This window comes from Neisseria perflava (assembly GCF_024170405.1).
Classification (GTDB): domain Bacteria; phylum Pseudomonadota; class Gammaproteobacteria; order Burkholderiales; family Neisseriaceae; genus Neisseria; species Neisseria perflava_B.
Genome location: NZ_JALJYC010000010.1, coordinates 14,684 through 31,154 on the forward strand (window position 1 = coordinate 14,684; position 16,471 = coordinate 31,154).

The window sequence follows — 16,471 nt, forward strand, 5'->3', positions numbered from 1 at the left end:
TTATCCACAAACATTGTTCACTTTTTCAGACGGCCAGAGACACATTCATCCCTAAAAATAATTCTCCTCAAACCAAATTTCCGCTATATCCCCGTCCCAACCTGCTTTCAAACACCGGTATAAGTAAATACTATGAAAAACAGTAGAATGCCGCAGCCGTTTTATCGTATGATTCGGCGTATCACCACCAGAAAGCAACATTATGCTGCAAAGAACCCTTGCCAAATCCATCAGCGTTACCGGCGTCGGCCTGCATTCGGGCGAACGCGTGGCGCTGACCCTGCATCCCGCACCGGAAAACAGCGGCATTTCTTTCCGCCGTACCGATTTGAGCGGCGAACAGGGCGAAGTTATCCACGTAACGCCCTACCTGATTAACGATACGCGTCTGTCGTCCACCATCGTGACCAAAAACGGCGTGCGCGTCGGTACCATCGAGCATATTATGTCGGCACTGTCCGCCTACGGTGTGGATAACGCGCTCATCGAGCTGAACGCGCCGGAAATTCCGATTATGGACGGCTCCAGCCTGCCGTTTATCTATCTCTTGCAAGACGCCGGTATCGTTGACCAGCAGGCGCAAAAACGCTTTTTGCGGATTTTGAAACCGGTGGAAGTAAAAGAAGCCGACAAATGGGTACGCTTTACCCCTTATGACGGATTCAAAGTCACGCTAACCATCAAATTCGACCACCCCGTATTCAACCGCAGCAATCCGACTTTTGAAATCGACTTTGCCGGACAATCCTATGTGGATGAAATCGCCCGCGCCCGCACCTTCGGCTTTATGCAGGAAGTGGAAATGATGCGCGCCCACAACCTCAGCTTGGGCGGCAATCTGACCAACGCGATTGTGATTGACGAAACCGATGTCTTAAATCCGGACGGCCTGCGCTATCCCGACGAATTTGTGCGCCACAAAATCCTCGATGCCATCGGCGATTTGTATATCGTCGGCCATCCGATTGTCGGCGCGTTTGAAGGCTACAAATCCGGCCATGCCATCAACAACGCCCTGCTGCGTGCAGTCTTAGCGGACGAATCCTCTTATGAATGGGTAGAATTTCCCAATGAAGAAGATTTACCGAGCGCGTTCCACGAATTACCCGACGCGGCATAAGCGTAATCGGAGCAGTGGATAAAAAAGGCCGTCTGAAAAAGTGGAAAACCATTCCGGTTTCTACTTTTTCAGACGGCCTTTGCCAATGATTTTGCCGTATATCGAAAATATGACTCACAAAACTTATCCACTGAAAATCATACTGTAATTGAAATTAAACTTTTAATTTTAAATCAATAAAATAAATCTTTTAAATAAAATACACAAAATATCCACAACTTACCCCTGAGTTATCAGCCTATTTATACAAGCAATTCAATCGCCCATGACTTTGCCTTCCCGTCGCGGATCCGCACCACCCTGCAAACCGTCTCGGCCGATGACAATTCCCTGAACCCCGGAATTCAAATCGCGTACCTGAACTTTATAACCCAAGTCTTCCAATGCCGCCGCTTTTGCCGCTGCCGCCGTATGCTCTTCAATTTCATACGCATAACCGCGATTGAGCAGATTCGGATAGGCAATGGCCGTCTGAATATCCATACCCCAATCCAAATGCGCCACCAAAGTTTTGGCAACAAAGCCTATGATACGGCTGCCGCCGGGCGAACCGAGCGCCAAATACGGCATGCCGTTTTTCAGCACAATGGTCGGTGCCATAGACGAGCGCGGCCGTTTGCCGCCCGCCACGCTGTTGGCAACGCTTTTCCTGTCTGCGCCTTGTGGATTAAAAGCAAAGTCAGTCAATTCATTGTTCAACAAATAACCGTTGGCCATCAAGGTCGAGCCGAACGCATTTTCAATCGACGTAGTCATGGAAAGGACATTACCTTCTTTATCCACAACCACGATATGACTGGTCGAGGGCAGCTCCGGAGCAAGCCCTTGCGCATATTGCGTTTGGAACACCCCCGCTTTCACACTCGGCAACGCCTTATCCGTCTGTCGGATGTCTTCCGCCCGCGCCTGCAAATAGCTAGGGCTGAGTAAGGCTTCGGTCGGTACTTTTACAAAAGCCGGATCGCCAATATAAGCATCGCGGTCGGCAAAAGCAATCCGCGATGCATCGCCCAACCACCGCCAGCTGTGGATATTTTCCGCTCCCAAAGCCTTCATGTCCTGCTGCTGCAAAATACCGAAAATTTCCCCCAGAGCCACCGCCCCGGCGCTGGGCGCCCCCACCCCGCAAAGCTCATATTCCCGATATGGCGCACAAACCGGCGTGCGTTCGATTACGCGGTAACTTTTCAAATCGGCCAAACTGATTTTTCCCGGATTATCCGCCGCATTGTTGACCGCATTCACAATATTACGCGCCAAAGCGCCCCGGTAAAACGGCGCGCTGCCCTGCTCGGCCAAGAGGCGGACAGAGCGGGCAAATGCCGGATTTTTCAACAGCGTACCGGCGGCCAACGGTTTTCCGTCAGGTATAAAATAGGCCGCCGTTTGCGGATAACGCTGCAAATACTGCTGATTTTGTTCGATAGACTTCGCCATGCGCGGTGAAACAGTAAAGCCCGTTTCGGCCAAACGGATGGGTTGCTCAAACAAAGCCGCCCATTTCAGACGGCCATAACGCTTGTGCATATCTTCCAATAATTTCGGCACGCCCGGCACGCCGACCGAACGGCCGTCCACCACCGCCTGCATAAAGCCCAAAGGCTTGCCGTTTTCATCCAAAAACCATTGCGGCGTTACCGCTTGCGGCGCTGTTTCCCGTGCATCGAATGTCGTTAGCTTTTTCGCCTGATTGTCCCAATACACCACAAACGCGCCGCCGCCCAAGCCGGAAGATTGCGGCTCGGTCAGACCCAATACCGTCTGCATGGTAATCATCGCGTCCACCGCGCTGCCGCCGCGTTTTAAAACAGCATACCCGGCCTCCGTCGCCAACGGATTGGCCGAAGCCGCCATAAACTGCTTGGCGCGTACCAATTTTTGCTCGGTCAGCCCGGTTCCCCGTTCCGGCGCATGGTTGTCCGCAGAGGCCGTCTGAATGCTTGCAGACGGTTGTGCAGCGCAGCCCGACAATACAGCCGCCAAAACGCCGATACATAACCATGATTTCATCGCTTTACTCCCTTTCTTTCAGACGGCCTTTTCAGTTTGAACCGGCCGAAACAGGTTAGGACTATACATGAAAAAATTTCACTCGCAAGGCAAAACCCTAAAGCAGGCATGTGTGTATATCTTTTTTATCCACAGAATCAGTATTTCACGAAAAGTTATCCCCATTTGTAAACAATATCCAAGTCATATTTTCCGAAACCTAAAAATAGAGCTAACTATTTAAAAAATAAAAGCAATAAAACTTACCCACAATAATAAAGCCGACTCAACATAATCATCTATTTATATTTAAATCTTAAATATTGTTCTGTCTTCCGGATTTCCGGAAAAGTTGCAAACGTAAAGCAACCTTTTCAAAAAATTAAAAAGTTAAGGATTGTTAAACAACTGTAAATCGGGTAGAGTATTGCCCGATAGATTAAATTAATAACGGAGTTCCCTCTTTATGAAAGGCGATATCGGCGTAATCGGCTTGGCCGTTATGGGTCAAAACCTGATTTTGAATATGAACGACAAAGGTTTTAAAGTCGTTGCATTCAACCGCACAGTCAGCAAAGTAGATGATTTTCTCAACGGTGCCGCCAAAGGTACCAACGTTATCGGTGCGCATTCATTGCAGGATTTGGTGGATAAATTAGAAAAACCAAGAAAAATCATGCTGATGGTTCGTGCCGGTCAAGTAGTTGACGATTTTATCGAACAGTTGGTTCCCTTACTCGATAAAGGCGACATCATTATTGACGGCGGTAACGCCAACTTCCCCGACTCTACCCGCCGCACGCATTACTTGGCTGAAAAAGGCATCCGCTTTATCGGCGCAGGTGTCTCCGGCGGCGAAGAAGGCGCGCGCCACGGCCCGTCTATCATGCCGGGCGGCGACGAATCCGCATGGCCGGAAATCAAGCCGATTTTCCAGGCCATTGCTGCTAAAACCCCGCAAGGCGAGCCTTGTTGCGACTGGGTCGGCCGCGACGGTGCCGGCCACTTCGTCAAAATGGTGCACAACGGCATCGAATACGGCGACATGCAGTTGATTTGCGAAGCCTACCAATTCATGAAAGACGGCTTGGGTCTGTCTGACGATGAAATGCACCTGATTTTCAGCGAATGGAACAAAACCGAGCTGGATTCCTACCTGATTCAGATTACTGCCGACATCTTTGGCTATAAAGACGAAAACGGCGAACCGCTGGTAGAAAAAATCCTCGATACCGCCGGCCAAAAAGGTACCGGGAAATGGACCGGTATCAACGCCCTCGACTTGGGCATTCCGTTGACCCTGATTACCGAGGCCGTATTCGCCCGCTGCGTGTCCGCCTTTAAAGATCAGCGTATCCAAGCCGGCAAGCTGTTCGGCAAAACCATTGCGCCGGTTGAGGGCGATAAAGCCGAGTGGGTCAACGCCCTGCGCCAAGCGTTGCTGGCCTCCAAAATCATTTCCTACGCGCAAGGCTTTATGCTGATTCGCGAAGCCAGCGAAACCAACGATTGGGCGCTGAACTACGGCAACACCGCCCTTTTGTGGCGTGAAGGCTGCATTATCCGCAGCGCCTTCTTGGGCAACATCCGTGACGCTTACGAAGCCAATCCGGATTTGGTGTTCTTGGGTTCCGATCCGTATTTCAAAGGCATTTTGGAAAGCTGCCTTCCTGCATGGCGCAAAGTTGTGGCCAAAGCCATTGAAAGCGGCATCGCCATGCCGTGTATGGCCGCTGCCATCACTTTCCTCGACGGTTACACCACCGAACGTCTGCCGGCGAACCTGCTGCAAGCCCAACGCGACTATTTCGGCGCCCATACTTATGAGCGTACCGACCGTCCGCGTGGCGAGTTTTTCCACACCAATTGGACGGGTAAAGGCGGCGATACCGCTTCGACGACGTATGATATTTAATTGATGGTGTGAACATGGCTAAAGGCCGTCTGAATGATTCAAATCGTTCAGACGGCCTTTATTCTTTGAGAATCCGGATAAAATTGTCCACTTTTCAGAAAACCGTAAAACAGCCATAAATCCGTTATTAATTATTTGAAAATAAAAAAATAAAATAACAAGGCCGTCTGAATTTCAGACGGCCTTGTTAAATTGCGCACAATTTTATCCACAGGATTTTAAATCATGCCTGCAATTACACCACATTCTGCGGCTTGCCTGCGGCAAAGTTGTTCACATTCTCCTGCAAAATATCAAACAGGCGGTTCATTGCTTCACGGCTGGCCCAGGCGACATGCGGGGTAATAATCAAGTTGGGCAGGTCAGCTTCCAGCAGAGGATTGCTGTTGCGTGGCGGCTCTTCGGTGAGCACATCCACGCCGGCGCCGCCGAGCTGTCCGTTTTGCAGCGCTTCCAGCAGGGCGCTTTCGTTAACGAGACCGCCGCGTCCGCAGTTGATGAGGATGGCGGACGGTTTCATCTGTTGCAGCTCGGCGCAGCCTATCATATCGGCGGTCTGCTCGTTTAGCGGGCAATGCAGCGAAATCACATCGGCGCTTTGCAGGGCTTGCGCAAAGGAGACATAACCCTCGCGCACGTTGGCGGCGTGTTTGTGTTCGGCGAAGATGACGTTCATCTTAAACGCCTGTGCATAAGTGGCCAGTACGCTGCCGATACCGCCGCGCCCGAAAATGGCCAGGGTTTTACCGTTCAAATCGCGCATGGGTGCGCCGTAATGACAGAAAAACGGCGATTGCTGCCATAGGCCGTCTGAAACGTCGCGCTGATAGGCGGGCAGGTTGCGCATTAGGGCAATCATCAGCATAAAGGCGTGTTCGGCCACGGATTCGTTGCCGTAGGCGCGCACGTTGCAGACGGTAATCCCTGCGGCTTTGGCGGCGGCGGTATCCACGTTGTTGACGCCGGTTGCGGTGACGGCAATCAGCTTGAGTTGCGGATTGGCGGCGATGGCTTCGGCGTTGATGACGACTTTGTTGGTAATGATGATGTCCGCGCCTTGGATACGGGCAGCGGTGTCATCGGGACGGGTAGCGCCGTAGCTGACCAGCTCGTGTTCAAAATTAAAGACGAATTCGCGCTCGGGCAGGGTGTCGCGGTCGAGCACGACGATTTTCAGCGGGCTTAGGGTTTTCATGCTTATCTATTTCTATTGAGATTTATAAAATGATTGTTTTTGGCTAATTGTAGATAAAAATAGCCAACTTCGTTTTAGCGCTTGGAATCATTATCATATGGATAACCAATAAGACAATTCAAACAGCTTCAAACCAAACGATACAGGAATCCATATTATGTTGAAAACCCTGACTTTTGCAATATTGCATTTTAGCGTGGCATTCGGCGTGACCTATACTTTAACCGGCAGTTTCGGCGTTTCCGGCGCGGTGGCGCTGATTGAGCCGCTGGTGAATACAGTGGTGTTTTATTTTCACGAAAAAGCGTGGGCGCGACACGAGCGCCATCGGGCAAACAAGCAGGCGGATAAGGTTGCCGCACCGCTGCATACCGATAGCAAATGTGGTACGCTAGGAGCTGTTGACACTTCATCCGCGAAGCAGATTTTCGTGTGAAAAGATGCCGCATGATGAAATGTCAACCGCTCTTAAAGCATTCTCCACATCCCGTATAAAGGAAATACGATGAGTCTGATTATTGAAGACCTGCAAGAAGGCAGCGGCAAAGAAGCCGTGAAAGGCAAAGAAATCACCGTGCACTATACCGGCTGGCTGCAAGACGGCACCAAATTCGATTCCAGCTTGGATCGCCGCCAACCGCTGACCATCACGCTGGGCGTGGGTCAGGTGATTTCCGGTTGGGACGAAGGTTTCGGCGGCATGAAAGAAGGCGGCAAACGTAAGCTGACCATTCCGCCGGAAATGGGTTACGGCGCACGCGGTGCGGGCGGCGTGATTCCACCGAACGCCACGCTGGTGTTTGAGGTGGAATTGTTGAAAGTGTACGAATAAATAAGCCCTTAGCCCGCAAAGGCCGTCTGAAAAACTGCATGTCAGGCAGATTTTTCAGACGGCCTTTTATGTTGCCAAACCGGGTAATTTTACCCATATAAAATATATAATATTGAATTATATAAATAAATTTTAAAAAAGGAATGAACTTTTCGGCTTAGGGCGGCTCTTATGGTACATATGCTGCAAAAATGACGCAGGATATATTTAACAATGAGACCATAATTTGAAGAAGGAAATCTTTATGAAAAAAATGACCGCCCTGTTGGTTGCCGCTGTATTGTCCACCACTGTGATGGCTGCTCAAGCTGAGAAAGCCGCCCAAACGACTGCGGCTTCCCAAGATCAAATCACTGAAACTGTGACCACAACCGACGCTTCTGCGCCGCAAACTGCGGCCAGCGCCGCCGAGTAAGGCCGCCCACTCCCAGAGAAAAGCCCGCTTTATGCGGGCTTTTTGTTTGGCGGATGTGATTTAAACCAAATGCTGCGCCAGCCAATCCAGCGCAAAGTCCACCGCCTGCTGCCGCACCTGTTCGCGGTCACCTGTGAATAATTTAATGCACGCCAGCGATTCGGCAGGTGTGGACAAACCAAACCACACCGTACCCACCGGCTTGTCCGGCGTACCACCGCCCGGCCCGGCAATGCCGGACACGCTCAGGGCGTAATCGGCTCCGGCAGCGGCTTTGGCGCCGGCGGCCATTTCGAGCACGGTTTCGCGGCTGACCGCGCCGTGTTGCAGCAGGGTTTGCGCCGATACGCCGAGCAGGTTTTGCTTGGCTTGGTTGCTGTAAGTGACAAAGCTTTGGTTAAACCAAAGCGAGCTGCCCGCAATCGAGGTCAACGCGCCCGCCAGCAGCCCGCCGGTGCAGGATTCGGCACAGGTGACGCTTTGGCGGTGTCGGGTTAAATGGGCGGCGATTTTTTCTAAGGCGGTGTTCATGGTCAGGCTCTGCGGAAAAATAGCTTCAGGGTGATTGTACGCTTAAAACAGCGGGTGGATAACAGGCCGTCTGAAACACAGATGACTATACATTTTTTGATTGATGAAACAGATAGTAGGGCTTATATTCAGCCGATAAAAAATGCCGCCTGAAAATATTTTCAGACGGCATTTTATCTACAACCTTATTTCTTCGCTTTAAACCCCAGCAAATGCTGCGTGGTGGCCAGCCATGCGCCGAAGACGCCCAGCGCAATGACTAGAAATAATACCAATGCAATTTCGCTGAAATTGAAAAAGCGCCAGCCGATGTTCAAGCCGTAGGGTTTGAAAATGGCGTCCACCAGCGGTCGCACCGCGCTTAGCAACCAGCCGCACAAGCCGAGGCTGACGGCGGCGGAAAACAGGCTCTGCCATACCGCCTGATACAGAAACGGGCGGCGGATAAACGAAGCGGGTGCACCCAAGAGTTTGGTGATTTCCAATTCTTCCTTGCGGCTGAGGATTTGCAGGCGGATGGTGTTATGCGCCACCAAAACAAAGGCCATGCCCAGCGTGACCGCCAAAAACCACAAAATCTTGCGGATAAATTCGTTAATCTGATACAGCGTCTGCACCCATTCGGTATCCATCGTTGCCGATTCCACCATCGGCAGTTTGCCCACATCGGCATACACCGCCTGCATTTCTTGGGGGCTGGTGTTGGCAACGGGGGTCACGATAAACACATCCGGCAGCGGGTTTTCATCCAGCATGGAAACCAAATTTTGGTCGAGATTGGTTTGCAGCTCTTCCAAGCCTTCTTGCTTGCCGATAAAGCGGATTTTTTCAATGCGCTTGTCGCGTTGCAGCAGGTTTTGCACCGTATCATTGTCGGCTTGGGCGGTGGCGGTGTCCATATACAGCGTAATCTGCGGCGACTCGTTGAGCTTGCCCAACACGCTCTGCCCGCTTTGTACGCCCAGATAGAGAAACAGCGGCAGGGTCATGGCCACTGCCAGCATCAAGAGCGTCAGGAGCGTGCCGAAAGGCTGGCGCAGCAGGTCTTTGAGGGCAATACGCGCGGATTCGACGTGTAGCGAAAGATAATGAACCATGCTCATGCCAGCCGTCCTTTCTGCAGGCGCATAATGCGGTGGCCGTAGTCGGCCATCAGCGTTTCGTCGTGCGCAGCCACGATGACGGTGGTACCCGCTTCGTGGAAGGTTTTGAACAATTCCATGATGTCGAGCGCGTAGGCGCGGTCGAGGTTGGCGGAAGGCTCGTCGGCAATCAGCAGGCTGGGTTGGTGCACCACGGCGCGGGCGATACACAGGCGCTGCTGCTCGCCGCCGGATAGGGTAACGGGGTCGTCCAGCTCGCGGCCTTTCAAACCGACTTTCTCAATCGCAATCCGAGCCCGCTCTTCCGCTTTACGCGGCTGGTAGCCGATAATCCGCAGTGGCAGGATGACGTTTTGCAATACATTGCGGTCGTAGAGGATTTTGTGGTCTTGAAACACAATACCGATGTGCTGGCGCATAAAGCCGATTTGGTTGTCATTAAGGCTGCCCAAATCCTGATTGTTGAACCACACCTTGCCTTTGCTCGGCTTGGTAATGCCGGAAATCAGCTTCAACACGGTGGATTTGCCCGAACCGGAATGGCCGGCGATAAAAATCATCTCGCCTTTGTTGATTTGGAAGCTGACGTTTTTCAGGGCTTCAAAACCGCCGGGGTAGGTCTTGGAAACTTGCTCGAAACGAATCATGGAAATTCCTGAAAAAGAGTGGATTTTCAGACGGCCTAAGTGGAATTTGTAAAATTTCCACAGAATTATCCACAGGCTTGACCGGTCAATTTACAGCCTGCGATTTGCAGCAGATATACCGTTCAAACCTCAAAATTTGATTGAACAGGCCGTCTGAAAAAATAGGTTTTGCCCGAATTATAAAGGTTTCAACATGATTTAGATAGTGAAACAAACAGGCTGTTGCAGGAATGCGAAAAAGCGTAGCCGAGTGTAGCCGGATGGATTTTCAGACGGCATGAAAAGCGATATGGAAATTATCCACAATATGCGCAGGGAAATGACATCAGGCGGCTAAATGCCGATTAAGCCCTGTTTACCGTTACCCTTTGCATTTCGCCCGTGCCGCCGCGACCGCCGCATTCAAATTTTGCGCATTAACCTCGCCTGTCATCATTTGCCGGTAGCCGCATTTGGGCATTTCCACCACGGTAAACGGCAATACGCCGACCTGATTGCCCAGTGATTTCATAAACTGGCGGCTGTTGCTGCCGGTGTAGCGCCAAATTGGATACGCCACTGGCGTCTGCTTGAGGAATTTACCGATATTGTCGGCAGAATCCAGAGCAATGCCGACCATGTCCACACTGCCCTTTTTCTGCGCTTTGTACCAAGCCGACATTACCGGCATTTCCTTGCGGCACGGCCCGCACCAAGTTGCCCACAGGTTCACCACGCGCACGGGCGCTTTGAGCGCGGACAAAGATTGCGTGGCGGGTTTGTTCCAGCTTTCCAGCTCGGCGGCGGTAGTAAAAGTATTCAGACCGAAAACAGCCAATACGCCCGCAAAAGCAACAGATAAAATCTTCACGATACCATCCTTTAGAAAAATGTCTGCTTATTGTACCCCGTTCAGACGGCCTGTTATTTAGCCGGAATCAAGGTGTTGGTTTTTTGCAATAGCGGTTGAGTAAAGCGGCAAGGCGGTTGATAATGCAGGGGCTGCCGTTATTATGGAAATGAGTTATCCCATGCCGTCTGAATTTATCTTGTACCACAACAACCGCTGCGGTAAATCGCGTGCGGCGTTGGCTTTATTGGAAGAGCGCGGGATTGCTTTTGAAACCGTGCGCTATCTGGATACGCCGCCCGACTTATCCACATTGACCGGGATTTACCGCAAGCTCGGCTTAGATTCCGTTCGCGGCATGATGCGCACGAAAGACGCGCTATACAAAGAATTAGGTTTGGACAATCCGGCTTTAAGCAACGATGATTTGTTGCACGCCATCGCCGAACATCCCGCCCTGCTGGAGCGGCCGATTTTGGTGACGGCGGATAAAGCGGTCATCGGCCGTCCGCTGGAAAATATCGCCGCGCTGCTGCCGTAATACGAATGCGCAGGGGGAAAACCCGCCATTGCCTATCCATCCACAACCATTTTTGCCGACAAGTTAATTATCCACAGCTTAGAGAGGCCGTCTGAAACCCATGCTCCGACTGTTCCACAGCAAAAGCGGTTTGCGCTACTACCTGCTGCGCGGCTTGGCACTCAGTATCCTGCTGATTGCCGCCGCCTTTGCCGCGACCGTGTGGCAGGTGTACCGTACCGGACAGCGCACGCTGCCGTTGGGGGAGCATGCCGATGCCGCCGTGGTTTTGGGTGCGGCGGCGTGGGACAAACGCCCTTCCCCCGTGTTCCGCGAGCGCATTAATCACGCGATTACCCTGTACCAAAGCCACCGTGTGGATAAAATCGTCTTTACCGGCGGCACGCCGAAAAAAGGCTATATGACCGAGGCCGAAGTGGGGCGGCGCTATGCCTTGAAACAGGGGATTCCCGCCAAAGACATCCTGTTTGAAAATACCTCGCGCAGCACCTATGAAAACCTGCGCAATATCCGCCCAGTGTTACGCGCCAACGGCATTGAAAATATCGTGATTGTCAGCGACCCTTACCACCTCGCCCGCGCCCGCGCCATTGCGCAGGATTTTGGAATTCAGGCCGATGTGTCGGCCACGCCGACCACCTTGTTCGACCAAAACGAAGAAAGCCGACGGTTTTTGTTGCAAGAAAGTTATGCGCTGTTTGTGTACCGTTGCGAAAGCTGGGGTGATCGTATTTTGGCGGTTTTGCGCGGTATGTGAACTCATCGTTTGGAAAAAACAAAAGGCCGTCTGAAACAGATTTTTGTTTCAGACGGCCTTTTTGTTTGGCGCAAACCCGTTATTCTACGGTAACGGATTTGGCCAGATTACGTGGTTTGTCCACATCGGTACCACGCGCCAATGCGGTATGGTAAGACAACAGTTGCACCGGAATGGTGTGCACCACCGGTGACAACACGCCGACATGACGCGGAGTACGAATCACATGCACGCCTTCGCCTTCGGCAAAATTGCTGTCCAAATCGGTAAACACAAACAGCTCGCCGCCGCGTGCGCCGACTTCCTGCATATTGGCTTTCACTTTGTCCAACAGCGTATCGTTGGGTGCAATCACCACCACCGGCATGTTTTCATCCACCAGCGCCAGCGGGCCGTGTTTCAGTTCGCCTGCGGGGTAGGCTTCGGCGTGGATGTAGGTGATTTCTTTCAGCTTCAACGCACCTTCCAGCGCAATCGGGAAGTGGATGCCGCGGCCTAAGAACAAAGCGCTGTTTTTCTTGGCAAACTTTTGCGCCCAAGCCGCGATTTGCGGCTCGAGGTTCAAGGCATGTTGGATGCTGCCCGGCAGTTGGCGCAATTCTTCCACATATTCGGCAGCCTGCTCGTCAGACACGAAACCGCGCAGTTTGCCCAAGGTCACGGCCAGGCCGAACAGGGCAACCAGCTGGGTGGTAAACGCTTTGGTTGAGGCCACGCCGATTTCCGCACCGGCGCGGGTGTACAACACCAATTCGCTTTCGCGCGGCAGGGCGGATTCCATCACGTTGCAGATGGACAGGCTGTGGGTTTGACCCAAAGACTGCGCATATTTCAACGCTTCCATGGTGTCCAGCGTTTCGCCGGATTGGGAAATGGTGATGACCAGCTGTTTCGGGTCTGCAATCACTTCGCGGTAGCGGTATTCGCTGGCGATTTCCACATCGGTCGGCATTTTGGCGATGCCTTCCAGCCAGTATTTGGCGGTCAGCGCGGCGTAGTAAGACGTGCCGCAGGCCAAGATTTTAATGCCGGTGATGTCGTTAAACACTTCGCGCGCTTTCAGGCCGAAGTTTTCCGGCTCGAAACCGCCGTCCAAAAAGACTTCGGCGGTATCGGCAATCGCACGCGGCTGCTCGTGGATTTCTTTTTGCATAAAGTGGCTGTACGGGCCCAATTCCAAAGAGGCCAGCGACAGCTCGGATACTTTGACCTGACGGTCAGCTTCGGCACCTGTTTTGTCGATGAGTTTGATAATGCCGTCGGCGTTCAGCAAGGCGATGTCGCCGTCTTCCAAATAAGAAATTTTGCGGGTAAACGCAATCACCGCCGATACGTCGGAGGCGATAAAAGTCTCGTGTTCGCCAAATGCTACCAAGAGCGGGCAGCCCATGCGCGCCACGACCATTTCTTTGTCGTTTTCTTGGGAAATGACCGCAATTGCATATGCGCCGTGGAAATTTTTGGTGGCGGATTTGACCGCTTCAAACAGGTTGCCGCCGTTGAGCGCATATTCGTGATTGACGCTGTGGGCGATGACTTCGGTGTCGGTTTGCGATTCAAACACATAGCCCAAACCTTGCAGACGCTCGCGCTCGGCTTCAAAGTTTTCAATAATGCCGTTGTGTACCACGGCAATCATGCCGCCCGAAATATGAGGGTGGGCGTTGGGCTCGGTGACGCCGCCGTGGGTGGCCCAGCGGGTATGGCCGATACCGAGATGGCCGTGAATGCCTTTTTCGCGGGCTGCGTCTTCCATCAGTTGCACGCGACCGACGCGGCGCACGCGGCGGATTTTTTCGCCGGTGTGAACGGCAATGCCCGAAGAGTCATAGCCGCGATATTCCAGGCGTTTGAGGCCGTCAGTTAAAAAATCGACTACATTGTGGTTGGCGCGGATGGCGCCGACGATACCGCACATAAAAGTTCCTTAGTATCAGGTTGGTAAAAATCCGTGCTGCTGACTTTCAGACGGTACGGAGCATTGGGGTTAGACTGTGAGACAGCCGTTTGGTTCAATGTCATATGCCTGTATCCGTTTGATTTTCCAATCAAAGGGCTGCACAGTCATGCATCGGCGTTATTATATGACTTTTGGTGTTCCGACAGCATTTCTGCGCCGAACGGTTGTTGACTGAATTTAAACGGGGAGGATACGCCGATTGGAAAAAATCAGAAGCGTCATTATTTTTTAAATAGTAGGTATGGATAATATATTGTTTTAAAACAGAAATAAAAAAATTCTAAGAAATGTATTCTGTTTTATGTTCAAAAAGAGAAAGACCGCTTGGTTTTTCAGTCCTACATTTTTTTACTTGAATCCCGTTAGAGTAATGGTTTTTATCCATGGAAATGATGTTTTTTGCCAAATTTTGGCTAAGCAGGGTAAAAAAAAGCAAGGTGTACCAAGTATATTGAAATATGCGGATTTTTCCGAATTTTTCCAATAGAAAAAGGCCGTCTGAATAGAAATTTTAGGATTCAGACGGCCTCTTGTAGATGGAAATAGACAGATTCTTAATCCAACAACGCATCCACAAACGCGCGCGCGTCAAACGGGCGTAAATCGTCTATGCCCTCGCCCACGCCGATATAGCGCACCGGAATCGGGCGGTTGGAGGCCAGCGCCGCCAACACGCCGCCCTTGGCCGTGCCATCGAGCTTGGTGACAATCAGGCCGGTCAAGCCCAGCGCGTCGTCAAAGGCTTTGACTTGGTTGACCGCGTTTTGACCGATATTGGCGTCCAAGACCACAATGATTTCATGCGGCGCATCGGGCATGGCTTTTTGCAATACGCGTTTGACCTTTTTGATTTCCTCCATCAGATGTAGCTGCGTCGGAAGACGACCGGCGGTATCGGCCAGCACCACATCAATGCCGCGCGCTTTGGCAGCTTGCACGGCATCAAAACACACCGCCGCCGAATCGCCCGTGGTCTGCGAAATCACAGTCACATTATTGCGTTCGCCCCATTCCTGCAACTGCTCGCGCGCCGCCGCGCGGAAGGTATCGCCCGCCGCCAGCAATACCGATTTGCCCTGCGCTTGGAAATATTTGGCCAGCTTGCCGATGGAGGTGGTTTTGCCCGCGCCGTTAATCCCAGCCAGCATAATCACAAACGGCGTTTTGCCCTCAGGCAAGACCAAAGGTTGTTCCAGCGGTTTAATCAAATCGTACACTGCTTCTTTCAGGGCGCCGCGCAGCTCCGCGCCATCTTTCAAACCCTTGAGTGACACGCGGTCACGCACGTCTTTCATCAGCGCATTGGTCGCTTCCATGCCCATGTCGCTGGTAATCAATACGGTTTCCAGCTCTTCGTACAAATCCTCGTCAATCTTGCCGCCGCCGAACACGCCTGCCAGCGATTTGGCCATCTTGTCGCGCGATTTGCTCAAACCCTGTTTCAAACGCGCCGCCCAGCCGGTTTTGGCAGGGGTAGTTTCAGCTTCGGTAATGGGTTCGGTTGGGGCGGTAACTGCTGCTAAGGTTTCTGCCGCTTCGCCTGCCGTGTCGGTTTGGATGGTGGCGGATTCTGCAATTTCGGCAGTTTCTTCGCTTGCGATGGTTACTTCCTCTGCGCTTGTATCGGCTACGGCAGCTTCTGCCATGGCTTCTTCTTCCGCTTCCGACAGCATTTCTGTTGCTTCGGCTGCGCTTGGCGGAACAGCAGAATGTTCAGACGGCATATCCGCCGTATCCGCTACACTTTCGGTAACGGAGGCCGTCTGAAAATCTGCCGCCTGCGCCGTATGATTCTGCGCTTCCGTATCATCAACTAACTGAATTTCCGAAGAAATATCATTTTTTGTATTTTCAGCCGGAGTAACCGCCTCGGCTGTTTCCACTACCGAATCGGCGGCTGCAACATCAGCCGTTTGCGTTTGGCTGTCGGCAGGTATGTCTGCCGCTTCGGTTTGGACTTCTGCCACGATTTCGGTTTGTGCTGAAGCGCTGTTTTCGTCGGCCGCTTGTTCAGACGGCATGGCGGATTGACGGTCGGAGGCCGTCTGAATCAGCGGCTCTTGTGCGGTTTCAGACGGCTCTGTGGTCTGCACGGCTGTATCATCAACTGATTGAATTTCATCAGAAACGGATGATTTTTCATTTGCCTCTGCCGTTGCGGATTCAGTTTGTGCCACAATATCTGCTTTGTCTGCCACGGGCTGCGCTGCTTCGGGCGACAGCTGATTTTCCGCCGCCTGCGCCGTATCATCGGCCACGGCTTCGCTGACAATCGCCGAAATATCCGGCGTATCTTCCGCCAGCGCGTTTTCCACCGCTGCCAACGTATCGGCCAAATCCTGACCGCTTTCTTCCAAAACCACCGGCTCGGCCACGGCTTGCGCGGCTTCTTCGACCGCTTCGGGTGCAGCTTCGGCGGCTTGTTCGATAGTGTCAACCGTTTGCACGGGCGGTTCGGGGGTTTCCTGTTTTTTCTTACGGCGGAAGAAATCAAACAAGGCCATGAATGTTCCTTTTAAAGATAAATGCTTGAATAAGACATATTGTAGCGTATTTTGCCGATAAAAGGCCGTCTGAAACAAAGTTTTCAGACGGCTATTTGCGGTATAATTCCCCATTATTTTTACTTGATTCCAA

The 16,471-nt window shown here is 52.0% G+C and carries 15 protein-coding genes; 7 read left to right on the top strand and 8 right to left on the bottom strand.

Annotated elements, in window-relative coordinates; all coding sequences use genetic code 11:
• The first annotated feature begins 202 nt into the window (after positions 1-202).
• Positions 203-1,120, top strand: coding sequence for a UDP-3-O-acyl-N-acetylglucosamine deacetylase (gene lpxC, locus J2T37_RS05045; protein ID WP_253354229.1), 918 nt, complete (start codon positions 203-205; stop codon positions 1,118-1,120).
• Between the two features lie 255 nt (positions 1,121-1,375).
• Here lpxC and ggt read toward each other — a convergent pair whose 3' ends face one another.
• The gene (gene ggt / locus J2T37_RS05050) at positions 1,376-3,130 is read right to left on the bottom strand and encodes a gamma-glutamyltransferase (protein WP_253354230.1); all 1,755 of its coding nucleotides are present in this window, start codon (positions 3,128-3,130) and stop codon (positions 1,376-1,378) included.
• Positions 3,131-3,575: 445 nt separating this feature from the next.
• Between ggt and gnd the strand changes: the two genes are divergently transcribed.
• Positions 3,576-5,024 (top strand): decarboxylating NADP(+)-dependent phosphogluconate dehydrogenase, encoded by a 1,449-nt coding sequence (gnd, locus tag J2T37_RS05055; protein ID WP_253354231.1) that lies wholly within the window; start codon positions 3,576-3,578, stop codon positions 5,022-5,024.
• Positions 5,025-5,259: 235 nt separating this feature from the next.
• Here the strand turns inward: gnd and J2T37_RS05060 are convergent, their stop codons facing one another.
• Complete coding sequence (locus J2T37_RS05060; RefSeq protein ID WP_253354232.1) at positions 5,260-6,219, bottom strand: D-2-hydroxyacid dehydrogenase; 960 nt, start codon at positions 6,217-6,219, stop codon at positions 5,260-5,262.
• 157 nt (positions 6,220-6,376) lie between these two features.
• On the opposite strand from J2T37_RS05060, the gene J2T37_RS05065 reads away from it, so the two are divergent.
• From J2T37_RS05065 to J2T37_RS05075, 3 genes are all read left to right on the top strand, one after another.
• Complete coding sequence (locus tag J2T37_RS05065) at positions 6,377-6,655, top strand: DUF2061 domain-containing protein (protein WP_253354233.1); 279 nt, start codon at positions 6,377-6,379, stop codon at positions 6,653-6,655.
• A gap of 69 nt (positions 6,656-6,724) precedes the next feature.
• Positions 6,725-7,051, top strand: coding sequence for an FKBP-type peptidyl-prolyl cis-trans isomerase (locus J2T37_RS05070; RefSeq protein WP_253354234.1), 327 nt, complete (start codon positions 6,725-6,727; stop codon positions 7,049-7,051).
• 244 nt (positions 7,052-7,295) lie between these two features.
• Positions 7,296-7,466 (top strand): hypothetical protein, encoded by a 171-nt coding sequence (locus J2T37_RS05075; RefSeq protein ID WP_253354235.1) that lies wholly within the window; start codon positions 7,296-7,298, stop codon positions 7,464-7,466.
• A 60-nt stretch (positions 7,467-7,526) separates the two neighbouring features.
• On the opposite strand, the gene J2T37_RS05080 is transcribed toward J2T37_RS05075, so the two are convergent.
• The 4 genes from J2T37_RS05080 to J2T37_RS05095 form a co-directional block, all read right to left on the bottom strand.
• Positions 7,527-7,997, bottom strand: a complete 471-nt coding sequence (locus J2T37_RS05080; protein WP_253354236.1) for a CinA family protein — start codon at positions 7,995-7,997, stop codon at positions 7,527-7,529.
• Positions 7,998-8,182: 185 nt separating this feature from the next.
• A complete protein-coding gene (ftsX, locus tag J2T37_RS05085; RefSeq protein WP_253354238.1) occupies positions 8,183-9,100 on the bottom strand; it encodes a permease-like cell division protein FtsX in 918 nt (305 codons plus the stop codon).
• Positions 9,097-9,747 (bottom strand): cell division ATP-binding protein FtsE, encoded by a 651-nt coding sequence (gene ftsE / locus J2T37_RS05090; RefSeq protein WP_253354240.1) that lies wholly within the window; start codon positions 9,745-9,747, stop codon positions 9,097-9,099. Before ftsE ends, ftsX begins: the two co-directional genes overlap by 4 nt.
• 361 nt (positions 9,748-10,108) lie before the next feature.
• Positions 10,109-10,591: a TlpA disulfide reductase family protein gene (locus tag J2T37_RS05095; protein WP_437179451.1), complete on the bottom strand. Its 483-nt coding sequence runs from the start codon at positions 10,589-10,591 to the stop codon at positions 10,109-10,111.
• 166 nt (positions 10,592-10,757) lie between these two features.
• Here J2T37_RS05095 and arsC point away from each other — a divergent pair, with 166 nt between their 5' ends.
• Positions 10,758-11,117 (top strand): arsenate reductase (glutaredoxin), encoded by a 360-nt coding sequence (gene arsC, locus J2T37_RS05100; protein WP_253354324.1) that lies wholly within the window; start codon positions 10,758-10,760, stop codon positions 11,115-11,117.
• Between the two features lie 100 nt (positions 11,118-11,217).
• On the top strand, positions 11,218-11,874 hold the full coding sequence (locus J2T37_RS05105; RefSeq protein WP_253354243.1) for a YdcF family protein: 657 nt from the start codon (positions 11,218-11,220) through the stop codon (positions 11,872-11,874).
• Positions 11,875-11,953: 79 nt separating this feature from the next.
• Here J2T37_RS05105 and glmS read toward each other — a convergent pair whose 3' ends face one another.
• Positions 11,954-13,792 carry a glutamine--fructose-6-phosphate transaminase (isomerizing) gene (gene glmS, locus J2T37_RS05110; RefSeq protein WP_253354245.1) on the bottom strand — a complete coding sequence of 613 codons (1,839 nt, stop codon included), beginning with the start codon at positions 13,790-13,792 and terminating at the stop codon, positions 11,954-11,956.
• A gap of 596 nt (positions 13,793-14,388) precedes the next feature.
• Positions 14,389-16,338: a signal recognition particle-docking protein FtsY gene (gene ftsY, locus J2T37_RS05115; protein ID WP_437179450.1), complete on the bottom strand. Its 1,950-nt coding sequence runs from the start codon at positions 16,336-16,338 to the stop codon at positions 14,389-14,391.
• Between the last annotated feature and the right edge of the window lie 133 nt (positions 16,339-16,471).